This window comes from Sphingobacterium sp. LRF_L2 (assembly GCF_965644235.1).
Lineage (GTDB): Bacteria > Bacteroidota > Bacteroidia > Sphingobacteriales > Sphingobacteriaceae > Sphingobacterium.
Map to the genome: position 1 here is coordinate 323,559 of NZ_CBFFRI010000002.1, position 12,023 is coordinate 335,581.

A 12,023-nucleotide genomic window follows, 5' to 3' on the forward strand; every position below is an offset into this window, starting at 1 on the left:
AAAAAAATATAGTTTAAAATTTTTTTAAGCGTTTTCACGACATTTATTATATTTATCTATTACATTGATGTCGCCAAAAAAATGCTCAAAATTCTTATTTATCACATGATAAATTTAAAACAGAACGAACGGCTATTTAATATATATACTGACCCGATTTTGATACACATTTAATTTTATATGAAGAAGTACATCTTTCTGATGTTGATGTTGTTTTTCCTTTTCGAAAAGGGAGATGCACAAACATCAACTGTAACCAAATTTGAAATTGGAGACAATACCTTTTTGCTAAATGGTAAGCCCTTTGTTGTAAGAGCTGCTGAGATCCATTATCCAAGAATACCTAAACCTTATTGGGAACATCGTATTAAAATGGCAAAAGCTATGGGTATGAATACCATATGTTTGTATGTATTTTGGAATTACCATGAGATGGTGGAGGGGAAATTCGATTTCAGCGGACAAAAGGATATTGCGGCATTTTGTCGTTTAGCGGAGAAAAATGGAATGTATGTTATTGTACGTCCTGGTCCCTATGTATGTGCCGAGTGGGAAATGGGTGGATTACCCTGGTGGTTGTTAAAGAAGAAAGATATAGCGCTGCGTAAAAAAGATCCGTATTTTATGGAACGTGTAGGTGTATTTATGAATGAAGTCGGTAAACAGCTTTCATCACTTCAGATTACTAGAGGTGGAAATATCCTTATGGTACAAGTTGAAAATGAATATGGCTCCTACGATACGGACAAAGAATATATTTCTGCAATAAGAGATGTCGTGAAAAAGGCTGGTTTTACAGATGTTCCTCTTTTTCAGTGTGATTGGAGTTCTAATTTTCAAAATAATGGACTGGATGATCTTTTATGGACGATCAACTTCGGGACAGGAGCAAATATTGATGCTCAGTTTAAGAAATTGAAAGAATTGCGTCCCAATATTCCGTTAATGTGTAGCGAATTTTGGTCTGGATGGTTCGATCACTGGGGAGCAAAGCACGAAACCCGCAGTGCTGCTGAGCTTATTAAGGGAATGGGCGAAATGATGGAGAAAAATATTTCCTTTAGTCTATATATGGCACATGGCGGAACGAGTTTTGGACATTGGGCAGGAGCTAATTTCCCTAATTTCTCGCCAACTTCTACATCGTACGATTATGATGCTCCAATCAGCGAGTCGGGTAAAGTTACACCGAAGTTCTGGGAGGTCCGGAATTTATTGAAAAATTATCTTCTTGAAGGTGAGGTGTTAGGGGATGTACCTGACTCAATTTCTACGGTAAGTATACCGAAGTTTAAGCTTGCTCAAGTAGCGTCCCTATTTGATAATCTACCCGAGCCGCAGTACAGCGAAAACATTAAATCCATGGAATTTTTTGATCAGGGGTGGGGGAGTATTATGTACCGTACCAAATTGACTAAGAATTCGGAGAAGCATTTGTTGGTGATTACTGAAGCGCATGATTGGGCATTGGTTTTTATTAATCGTAAGTTGGTAGCTACCTTGGATAGGATGAAGGGGGAAAGTACCGCTGAAATTCCTCCTGTAAAAGAAGGTGATGTCCTGGATATATTGGTAGAACCTATGGGACGTATGAATTTTGGTAAAGGCATATACGATTGGAAAGGAATTACAGAGAAGGTGGAATTAAGAGTGGGAGACCGTTCTGAAGAGTTAAAGGACTGGCAGGTATATAGTTTTCCGGTAGATCATTCTTTTGTTAAGAATAAAAAATATAAAAAAGGTAACGTTGTTAAAAATGTAGCCGCTTACTATAAGGGGACGTTCATGCTAGATAGAACGGGAGATACGTTTTTAGATATGAGTACCTGGTCGAAAGGAATGGTTTGGGTAAATGGTCATGCACTAGGCCGATATTGGGAGATTGGACCGCAACAGACTTTATACATGCCAGGCTGCTGGTTGAAGGAGGGCGAAAACGAGATTATTATCTTCGATTTAGCATCTCCAAAAGAAGCTGCAATTCAGGGCCTACGTACCCCAATTTTGGATCAATTGAACCTCAGTAATCCAAATACTCATCGTCTAGCGGGACAAGAACTAGACCTTTCCAAAGAAAAGGTTTATCACCGAGGCTCTTTCCGTTCAGGAAATGGTTGGCAACATATTCATTTTGATAAAGGAGAAAAAATACGATATTTCTGCTTTGACGCTCTAAATTCTCATGCTGCTGATAGTTATGCTTCGATGGCGGAGCTGGAATTGCTTGGCGAAGATGGCAAACCTATATCTCGTGATAAATGGAAGGTAGTTTATGCAGACAGCGAAGAAACAGAGGCTGTAAACAATCTGGCCAGTAATGTATTCGATTTGCAAGAGTCTACTTTTTGGCATACACGATACTCTTCGAAAAGCGACCCCTATCCACATCAGTTGATTATAGACATCGGGGAAGAGAAATTCATTTCTGGTTTTTCGTATCTCCCACGCGCAGAAGCAGACAAACCTGGGATGATTAAAGATTACCGCATTTTTATGAAAACCGCAAAATTTAAGTTCTAGCCGTAGTCGGCAGAATCAACTTGATTTTCTAATAATCACTTGCAGACAGCTAGTCGTTACATTCTTTGTAATTACTAGCTGTCTTTTGTTTTTTATCAAAGTTAGCTTCCAGTTTATAGATGCCTTTGTAGAATGTCAGTCTCAGGACTATTCAGTTCATATTCTAACATAAGATTGATACAATTCTGATAGTTAATACGATATAGAGTAGGATCGATATACTTCTTTTTTTTGCAATGTTTATTAAAGGTGTATTTGTTTTTAATTCGATGGTATGTTTTTCATTTTTAATATTTTATGTATTATTGTTTTTAAATACTTAAAAAAAGGTTGAAATAAAAAGTAAAATCGTATATTTGAAATAACCATTGAATTACAATCTGAAATTTGAATGTTGCCTTTTAAATTATGACCATTGAGAAAGTACATACCCTTCGTTATTCCATAGCCTACCGTGTAGCTATAATCCTCTTGTTATTTTTAATTTTTCACTTCATTGCAATAACAACGATCAACTTAGTGAATAACAAAAGCTTAGATATATTGGGATGGATTCTGTGTACTTTAAAAATAGTGGTGGGAAGTATTTTTTCATATTTGCTGTTAAATTATTTGATATACATCTTTTCTTGGAAAGCTATTGTTACAAAAGATGGCTGCGTGGTGAAGGATATAAAACAAGTACAGCGAAAATTTAATTGGAGTAATGGAGACATCTTAGCAATGGAAAGTTATAATCTGTTATTAATAAATAATCCGGCAGAGAAAGTTGCTAAGAACTATAGATTGAGTTCTTGGTTAACCAACAAAAGAGCGCTGATCGACTCGCATTTGGCTTATCTGAAAACAGAAGACTTTTCTGAATTCTATCTTAAAGAAGAGGTTATGGATAGAATGTACGATCAGACAGTAACGCAATATTACCAGCATCTGTCAAACAATAAAGGGAACAAGTTATTTTTGGGATTTATCATTACACTCCTTGTTACTGGCGTACTATTTTTTTCCTTAATCGGTCAATTTCTATATACGGATTTCGTTATGTTGATTATCATTTGTTTAGGAATAGGCATCCAGTTGCACACGCTAATCCAAAGTTGGAATCTCTTTTCTCCTAACAAAGCATTTATCATTGCGATCTGTACGGTGTTTTCGGTACTTTACTTTGGTATAACTATGTTTTCAAATACTTACGTCATGAACGAGCTCTATTTTATTAAATGGGGACTTATTTTTAGCGCATTCGCTACGTCATTCATACGTTTGTTTGTGGATAATCGGAAGAGGGGTGTGCCATTGAAACTAAGCATCCCCCTATATGCTATCGTATTTAGTTTACTATCTGTTTACTTTATTTCTTTTCTGAAGGTAGGGAACATGGCTGGAAATATACAAGGGTATCGATGGGAGAGAGGCATAGTAACTTCCAAGTATCAGCTTACCATTTTCCATTCAGTATTTCAATATGTTGCTTTTGAAAATGAACAATTAGGTGAAAAATTGCTTGATTTGAACTTTTTAGGTAACGATGTGACGGAAGGTGTTACTGATATTGAGGTAAGAGTGCAAGAAGGCAATCTTGGAATTCCTTGGTTTTATAAGATTTATGAAAATGATCACGAAGATGAAGTCCGGACATTGCAGGCGCTTAGATGACAGGTTTTGTTCAGCTGTTACAATTTCAAACCTTAAAGACATCTTATCTTATCATAATAATTTCATTAAAGTTATTTAAAATATGAACTATCAAACAACGCAATATGGATGGAAAACTACCGCTTTAACTGCATTGGTTTTGCTTATATTTATTGTTAGTTACGTCCGTGGGTACGGAAATAATCCCATAGACACACCGGGATTTATCGTTCTCGGCTCTATTCTACTTCTTGTCCTGTTATCCTTTTACCGACTTCGCGTTGTTGTGAGTGATCAGACAATCCGACTTATTTACGGTATAGGATTGATCTGCATTCGAATTAAACCTTCGGATATTATAGAGGTTCATGAAGTCAGGACAAGCTGGATAAGTGGATGGGGGATACGCTTTACAAGCGATGGTATGCTGTATAATATACAGGGAAATCAAGCCGTCCGGATTCGGTACGGAAAAGAAAAAAAGAAAACTGTACGTATCGGTACGTCAAATCCCGAGGCATTATCGCAGGCCATAAAAAATGAATTTTCCATAGCATCATAGATGAAGCAAAATTTTTAATTACTGTATACTTGTAGAAGACTAGATCGTCGGTTATCGGTAGAATCTCTTATAAGTGCAAGTATGGGCTATCAAAAAAATCTTACATACAATATCCTATTTATCGGTCATCGTATAAAAGTCGTACACCGCTTTTGCTATATCTGCTATAATTTTCTCGTTAGTTTCAATGTTTTCGATTGATTCAGATATAAATATGCTGACGATAAAATATTCTCCATTTGGTAAAAATACTATTCCAATATCGTTTACAGCATCTGTAACACCAGTTTCTTTATTTGTTCCTGACCAACCGGTCTTGTGCGCCACAACGATATCACTAGGCAATTGTCCTTTAATGCGTTTTTCTCCAGTAGTTGTTTCTATGTTTGTTTTCCAAAAAAAATCATGACTTGCTTCTGAGAGTAGGTTATTTTCATTCTCGTAAAACAATTGAAGGGTTTTGCTTGCAGCTTTTGGTGTGGTCCAATTTTGGAACATATTTTCCCATTTTGATTGCATTCCCTCCTCGTTGAAAGTAATCGCTATATCTTGGATACCATTCTTTTTAATATATGCTTCTACCATTTTCGGTGTGCCAATAAGTTTTATTAAAATATCGCAAGCATTATTGTCGCTATCGGAAACTGCATATTGAATTAACCTTGCTATCGTAAAACGTCCCCCATCAGGATTTTCATCTCGAAGTGGACTCCAAAAGCCTAAAGGCAAAAGATCATCTTTGGTTATCACCAACTCCTGATTTAACGACAGCTTTCCTTTGTCGACTTCGGACAAAACAGCAAGTGCAATGTGGGATTTAAAGACACTTTGCATAGGGAATTTTCTGTCGCCGTTGAAAGAAAGGGTGTCTTTGCCTTTGTTGCCAATAATCGAAACGCCAACGACGGCCTTTTTTTCTGATATGATTTGCTGTATTTTATTTCGTAGCAAACCCATGTCTTGAACTGGCGTTTTGCAACTTGAAAAGATCAACGGTATCAAAATAGCTAATTGGGCGATTACTTTCATGTTCATTCGTTTCTTTAATGCTGTAGTATTGTGTTAAATTATAAAGATACTCGGCTTGTTTCGTGGGATTGATTGTTCTCATTATTTTTTAACTGATGCTCACAGGAAATCAAGCTAAAAAACAATAATAATACGAATAGGGGAGCTCTTTTAATAAAATCCATTTTCATAGTCTAGCTTCGTTTTCTCATATACATATTTAGACTTTCTAATCGAGAAAAATTATATGAAATCCACGATTGCAAAACACAAATGAAAATAACCTGAACATTCCATATGACCTTAAAAAAACAAATTATCGTTCTGCTCGTTTTCCTTCAGTTTACCCGTACGTATTTTTTTGAAGTTAGCACACCTGATTATCTGGAAACCAATTTAACTTTGAGCGGCTGTTTTAATCGTAATGCTTTCTGCTCTACGTATGTTTTCCAACTTTCAGCGTTTGTTATCAATCCAGCATGATCCCACGCGGCTCCATTATAATAAGTTAAAGATTGACCATTGCGACTTGTTAAAGGGATTAGGTATTGTTCCTTTCTATCAAGTATAAAACGAGCATTTTTACTGTTCGAAATGAGTGCCGTGCCAGTATGCCCATGGTTATTAATGTCAGGTTCCCAATAAGAAAGCCAGCCTTTTCGAGAATCATATGATACCTGAGGTTGGTCTTCAGAACGTCTCGAAAGTCCGATGACCATAGGCGTTTGGTCATTTTGCTCGTTAATTACATCTACGGTAATTTTATTAAACTGTTCGCCAGCATCGAGAGATACTGTTTTTTCTACTGTTATCTTTTGATTATTTATAATATCCTTATCGTATGTTAATTTGAACGTAGTTCTTATTGGGCCGGCGTCTAATATCGTGTAAGTACGGTAATGCTTTGTATACTGTACGTCGTTATCGAAAAATGCTCCGATATCCCCGGCTCCAAGTGTTTTGCCTACACTGTAATAATCGAGGCCTTCGCCATAATCCCGATGATAGTCTCCTTTTGCATACCACTTGTCGATAATTAGGTTTTCAGTTCGCTTTGCCCAAAAGTCAAGACCATGCGCATCGTCAGGTTTTCCTTCTAATGCCTTTCCGTAAAATCGAAATGCCACAACATCGTTTTCCCATGCGAAATCTTGAAAACGTTCCGGTACCTGTCTCGCAAAAGTTTTATTCACACTGGTCTGTATCGTGCTTTTTACATTCAGCACAATTTTTGACTTTGGTTTTATTTTTACCTGTAGCAGTACATTTTTTGGCTTCGTGTCTCCAAGTTTCTCAATTTGGTGTGGGATAATATTATCGGTTTCGTTTTGATAAATACTAAACACAGAATCTACATTGAAATTAGTTGTAAAATCTTGAAACGGAATAGAAATTATCTCTGTTCTTTCAAAACTTAAGGGATTATATACTGTAATATGTTGTGCATTGCTCACAAGTAGGGATGAGCAGCATGCGAGTAAAATAGTGAAACTTTTATTGTTGATCATTATTTGATTTTTAAAGCTATATCAATGTTTACTGGGATTAGGCCTACGTACCTCGTTCGTTAGGCTACTAAAATACACATGTTTTTTGATATCAAGTAAAGAAATACGATATAAAACGGCGTGCGTGATGACTACAGAAACGAATTTTAATCTCATGCTAAAGAAGTCGAGGTCTCCTTATTTAGATTGTTAGATATGTCTTAAAGTCAGTATGATCTATCTCAAATAATGCGCAACTAATGGCACTCCATATTTGCAGCATCGAATCTTTGATAGGATTACCCGTTAGATCATAAAATAGCATCAGCATTATTCTGATGATACTACAGGCTTGCCATTTTCACATTGTACGGTTTTACTTTCGAAGAATTTGTCGTATATGGATCCGATACACTCCTGCTTTTCTGAACGTAATTTCTTTATCATCATGAGATTGTATAGGTCAATTTTTGCAACGACTTCCTCATTTTGAACTGTCTCATGGATGGCAACAACTTCCATATTACAATTGGCTGAAACAAGGTAACGGCCTATCCATTGATTTGCGTCGGTACATGAAACGTCTTTATAAAAAGTCTTTATCTTCTCATATCTGTTAGGTAGTTCTGCATCAATTTCCTCTATAGAGAGGTCGTTTACGTAGAGTAGTCTAGGTTTCCCATTCTCGCAAATTTTCTTTACAGGATGGTTCGGTATCGTTGGAGAGGTGTCGCCCCCTATCCAGCCCTCTCTGACATAAGCTATACTTTTTTCTTTTTCGAGTTGCGCTAATTCTGTCTGAAGTTTATCAAAAACTGTTCTTATCGATGGGTGGACGAGGTAATAACGTTGTATTCTAACAATTTCAAATTCATCAATATTTGTACAAGAAACGGATTGGATAAGCGTATTTATTTCTTCATATTTTTCGTTAACTAAATTGTTATAGTATTCATACGATTTTGGCTCGGACTTGGAACATGCTAAAACAAATATTACCATTGATAGGTAGTACAGGGTATTTCTTCTCATCTTTTAATTGTTAGTTTATAGGCAGGCGTAAATATATGGAAAAAAAGCAAAGTCATTGTAAATGAACGTTTTTTTTATGCTATTTAGCTAATTAGGTTACTCTATAATATTTTTCTCTAGGGCTGCTAACTACATTTAAGTTCGTAAACAGGCTCAGGGATCAATTAAAATTTAGGATACTTACATTCGTATGAATAGATCTAAAAAATTGGATTAAGAAATCTAAATTCGCTTTTCGTGAATGAAAATATGATGTGTCGATTTCAAAAATTAATTTTTTAAATTAAGATTTTTTGCTCATCGTAGACTCTCTTATTATGAGTTCTGTATTTAAAACCTTGATTACTCTTTTCCAATCAGCAGGATCTGTATTTACAAGTTCTAGCAATAATTGAACTGATGTTACAGCCATTTCGGCGACAGGCTGTGCAACGGTTGTTAACCCCGGTTCTATGTATTTAGAAACAATGTCATCACTAAAACCTACTACAGCAATCTCATCGGGTATTTTTTTTCCCACTTGTTTAAGAGTTTGTATAGACTCGATTGCCGCTGGATCATTAATTGCAAAGATTCCGTCAGGAGGGTTTTCTAAAGCTAATAATTGTTTAATGTGCGTTTTTACAGTGTCTACGTTGAGATCGTACGAAATAATTAGACTTTCATCGATTGGGATATTGTTTTTTTTTAATGCATCTATATAGCCATTGAGTCTCTTTTTGCTGACATTTAAAGAAGGAGGGCCAGCTAAATGTGCTATTCTTTTTTTTCCTGTTGTAATCAAATGCTCCACGGCTTTAAAGGCTGCATCGTAATCATCGATTATAACTTTTGGAGCCATAATTTCATCACAAACCCGGTTAAATAAAACAATAGGGATTCCTCGTTTGTGTAAGGTGTGTAGATGATCGAAATTTTTTGTTTCCTTGGTTATAGACATCATGACCCCATCGACTCTATTCCTCATCAATTGTGTATTGGCAACCTCAATATTATAGTTTTCATTACTTTGGCATATAAGCACCATATAGCCATTTCGACTCGCTTCATTTTGCGCTTCCGTAACCAATTGTGAGAAAAATGATGAAGTGAATTCTGGGACAATTATACCAATCGTCTTTGTTTTGCTGGTCATAAAGCTTATAGACATCTGATTGCGCTGATAGTCAAGTTTCTCCGCCAATTCCAGAACGGCACGACGCGTTTCAGCTTTGACGTTAGGGTGTCCGGAAAGCGCACGGGATACGGTAGAAATGGAAATATTCAGTTCTGCAGCGAGGTCTATAATGGTTACTTGATGACTCTTCATATTCCTAAGTTACAAAAAAAAGCATAAAAATAGGTCGAATCCGCACTTTGGAAACGTTTGCAATTTTTGGGAGCGTTTCCAAAAGAAATAAGGCATCCAACAGCACTTTATTGTTGGAGATATCAGATAATTTAGTGCAAATTATAAAACATCTCAAAACATTTTCATGATTAGACAGGACGTTGCATTTGATAGAAAGCTGCATACTCAAGAATTGAATGCAGATTTGATAATAACTGGAGGAGGACTAGCCGGAGTATGTGCTGCAATAACAGCTGCAAGAGCTGGAACTAAAGTTGTTCTGGTTCAGGATAGACCAGTGCTCGGCGGTAATTCTTCCAGCGAAGTTAGGCTCTGGATTCTAGGAGCAACTTCACATATGGGAAATAACAATAGGTGGGCGCGTGAAGGAGGTGTAATCGACGAGATTCTTGTAGAAAATACCTATAAAAATCCTGAGGGGAACCCCTTGATTCTAGATATTTTACTTTTGGATAAAGTCAAAAATGAGTCTAACATTACATTGCTTTTGAATACAGTTGTATACAGTTTAGAGAAAGAAAGTGCAGAGAAAATACGTTTACTTAAAGCATTTTGCAGTCAAAACTCAACGGAGTACATCTTGAAGGCTCCTTTGTTTTGCGATGCTTCGGGTGATGGGATTGTCGGTTTTTTAGCTGGAGCGGCGTTTAGAATGGGAGCAGAGAAACAAGAGGAATTCGACGAACCGATGGCTCCATCGGCCGAGTATGGGGAGTTGTTGGGGCATTCACTTTATTTCTATAGTAAGGACACTGGAAAGCCGGTAAAGTTCGAAGCCCCAAAATTCGCATTGGAAGATATTACAGAAATACCACGTTATCGCAGTTTTAATGCACAAGATTATGGTTGTCGGTTGTGGTGGGTAGAATACGGAGGAAGGCTAGATACCGTTCATCAAACGGAAACCATTAAATGGGAATTGTGGAAAGTGATCTATGGCGTCTGGAATTACATCAAAAATTCAGGAAATTTTCCAGAAGCAGAAACTCTAACATTGGAGTGGGTAGGTACTATACCAGGAAAGAGAGAAAGTAGAAGGTTTGAAGGAGATTATATCATGACCCAGCATGATTTGATTAAACAAATAGCGCATGAAGATGCGGTAGCTTATGGCGGCTGGTCTATAGATCTTCATCCAGCAGATGGCGTTTTTTCTGAGAGACCTGGGTGTAATCAATGGCATAGTAAAGGGATTTTTCATATCCCTTACAGGAGCATGTATAGTAGGAACATTGATAACCTATTTCTAGCAGGGCGCATTATTAGTGTTTCCCATATTGCATTTGGAGCAACAAGGGTGATGGCTACCGCTGCATATGCGGCGCAAGCTGTTGGAATCGCGGCATCACTTTGTAACAAACATAATGTCATGCCGAGGGAATTGTTACAACAGGGACATATTGGGCAACTTCAGAAAGAGCTGATGAAAGTGGGCCAACATATTCCAGGGGTATTCTTAAAAGAAGATACTGATTTAGTTCAGTATAGTGAGATCCAAGCTTCGTCAACTTTTGAGTTTTCTGGTTTCCACGAAATTCATTCTTGGAAAGATCTTTCAATAGCCGCGGCGCAACTCGTACCTCTTAAAGCAGGGAAGGTGCCCACATTTAAGATCCCTTTGGAATCGGAAAAACCGACTTTGTTGACCTGTGAACTTTGGTCGAGTAGTCGAAGAGGAAACTTTACGCCAGATATTTTGCTAAGTACAAAAAAAATAAATATTGTCGAAAGCGGCTACGTAGATTTGGACTTTGACACTTATGTAACCGACGAAGCGTACGTATTTGTTGTTTTCCGAACAAATGAAGATATTAAATTGGGCTATACTAACCAAAGGGTAACGGGTATGCTTTCTGTTTTTAATTTGGTCAATAAGGCAGTTTCTAATTATGGAAGACAGGTACCTACACCGGGATCTGGCGTGGACGAATTTGAATTCTGGTGCCCACAAAGGAGACCTTCTGGTGAGAACATTGCTATGCGTATTGCAGAAAGCCTAGATGTGTTCTCTGTTGATAATCTCAAGAATGGTGTAGACAGACCTGTAACGAAACCTAATGCTTGGGTCGCTGATCCTGCAGATACCAATCCAACATTAATAATATCATTTGACGGAAAAAAAAGCATCAACACGATAGTGTTTTCTTTTGATTCCGATTTCGATCATCCTATGGAATCCGTATTGATGGGACACCCAGAAAGAATAATGCCCTTCTGCATTAGAAATTACAAAATTTACGATGATCAGGGCACGGAGATTTACGCGATGAATGCTAATTATCAAACGCGTAATGAGATCAAGTTCGAAAATGCGGTTATAACGGAAAGACTAACGGTAGTAGTGGAACATCCGTCTATATATGTTCCGGCAGCTATATTTTCTGTACATTGCTACTAGTCGTTAAAATCTAAATAAATTTGATAAATA

The 12,023-nt window shown here is 37.1% G+C and carries 8 protein-coding genes; 4 read left to right on the forward strand and 4 right to left on the reverse strand.

What is annotated here, in order from left to right; all coding sequences use genetic code 11:
- Positions 1–180: 180 nt before the first annotated feature.
- The 3 genes from ACSZOX_RS04675 (at position 181) to ACSZOX_RS04685 (ending at position 4,717) form a co-directional block, all read left to right on the forward strand.
- The gene (locus ACSZOX_RS04675; protein WP_437918649.1) at positions 181–2,520 is read left to right on the forward strand and encodes a beta-galactosidase; all 2,340 of its coding nucleotides are present in this window, start codon (positions 181–183) and stop codon (positions 2,518–2,520) included.
- Between the two features lie 408 nt (positions 2,521–2,928).
- Positions 2,929–4,176 carry a hypothetical protein gene (locus ACSZOX_RS04680; protein WP_437918650.1) on the forward strand — a complete coding sequence of 416 codons (1,248 nt, stop codon included), beginning with the start codon at positions 2,929–2,931 and terminating at the stop codon, positions 4,174–4,176.
- Positions 4,177–4,258: 82 nt separating this feature from the next.
- The gene (locus ACSZOX_RS04685) at positions 4,259–4,717 is read left to right on the forward strand and encodes a hypothetical protein (RefSeq protein ID WP_437918651.1); all 459 of its coding nucleotides are present in this window, start codon (positions 4,259–4,261) and stop codon (positions 4,715–4,717) included.
- A 114-nt stretch (positions 4,718–4,831) separates the two neighbouring features.
- Here ACSZOX_RS04685 and bla read toward each other — a convergent pair whose 3' ends face one another.
- The 4 genes from bla to ACSZOX_RS04705 all read right to left on the reverse strand — a co-directional run bounded on the left by bla (position 4,832) and on the right by ACSZOX_RS04705 (position 9,553).
- The gene (bla, locus tag ACSZOX_RS04690) at positions 4,832–5,752 is read right to left on the reverse strand and encodes a class A beta-lactamase, subclass A2 (RefSeq protein ID WP_437918652.1); all 921 of its coding nucleotides are present in this window, start codon (positions 5,750–5,752) and stop codon (positions 4,832–4,834) included.
- Positions 5,753–6,105: 353 nt separating this feature from the next.
- A complete protein-coding gene (locus ACSZOX_RS04695; RefSeq protein ID WP_437918653.1) occupies positions 6,106–7,233 on the reverse strand; it encodes a DUF4861 family protein in 1,128 nt (375 codons plus the stop codon).
- Between the two features lie 309 nt (positions 7,234–7,542).
- Entirely contained in the window at positions 7,543–8,244 is a 702-nt protein-coding gene (locus tag ACSZOX_RS04700; protein WP_437918654.1) for a hypothetical protein, read from the reverse strand.
- A gap of 283 nt (positions 8,245–8,527) precedes the next feature.
- Positions 8,528–9,553: a LacI family DNA-binding transcriptional regulator gene (locus ACSZOX_RS04705; RefSeq protein ID WP_437918655.1), complete on the reverse strand. Its 1,026-nt coding sequence runs from the start codon at positions 9,551–9,553 to the stop codon at positions 8,528–8,530.
- Between the two features lie 166 nt (positions 9,554–9,719).
- On the opposite strand from ACSZOX_RS04705, the gene ACSZOX_RS04710 reads away from it, so the two are divergent.
- Positions 9,720–11,993, forward strand: coding sequence for an FAD-dependent oxidoreductase (locus tag ACSZOX_RS04710; protein ID WP_437918656.1), 2,274 nt, complete (start codon positions 9,720–9,722; stop codon positions 11,991–11,993).
- Positions 11,994–12,023 lie beyond the last annotated feature (30 nt).

Bases quoted from the DNA above. Each gene is read 5' to 3' on its own strand.
- ACSZOX_RS04675 (WP_437918649.1), top strand. From the start codon at position 181: ATGAAGAAGTACATCTTTCTGATGTTGATGTTGTTTTTCCTTTTCGAA.
- ACSZOX_RS04680 (WP_437918650.1), top strand. From the start codon at position 2,929: ATGACCATTGAGAAAGTACATACCCTTCGTTATTCCATAGCCTACCGT.
- ACSZOX_RS04685 (WP_437918651.1), top strand. From the start codon at position 4,259: ATGAACTATCAAACAACGCAATATGGATGGAAAACTACCGCTTTAACT.
- bla (WP_437918652.1), bottom strand. From the start codon at position 5,752: ATGAACATGAAAGTAATCGCCCAATTAGCTATTTTGATACCGTTGATC.
- ACSZOX_RS04695 (WP_437918653.1), bottom strand. From the start codon at position 7,233: ATGATCAACAATAAAAGTTTCACTATTTTACTCGCATGCTGCTCATCC.
- ACSZOX_RS04700 (WP_437918654.1), bottom strand. From the start codon at position 8,244: ATGAGAAGAAATACCCTGTACTACCTATCAATGGTAATATTTGTTTTA.
- ACSZOX_RS04705 (WP_437918655.1), bottom strand. From the start codon at position 9,553: ATGAAGAGTCATCAAGTAACCATTATAGACCTCGCTGCAGAACTGAAT.
- ACSZOX_RS04710 (WP_437918656.1), top strand. From the start codon at position 9,720: ATGATTAGACAGGACGTTGCATTTGATAGAAAGCTGCATACTCAAGAA.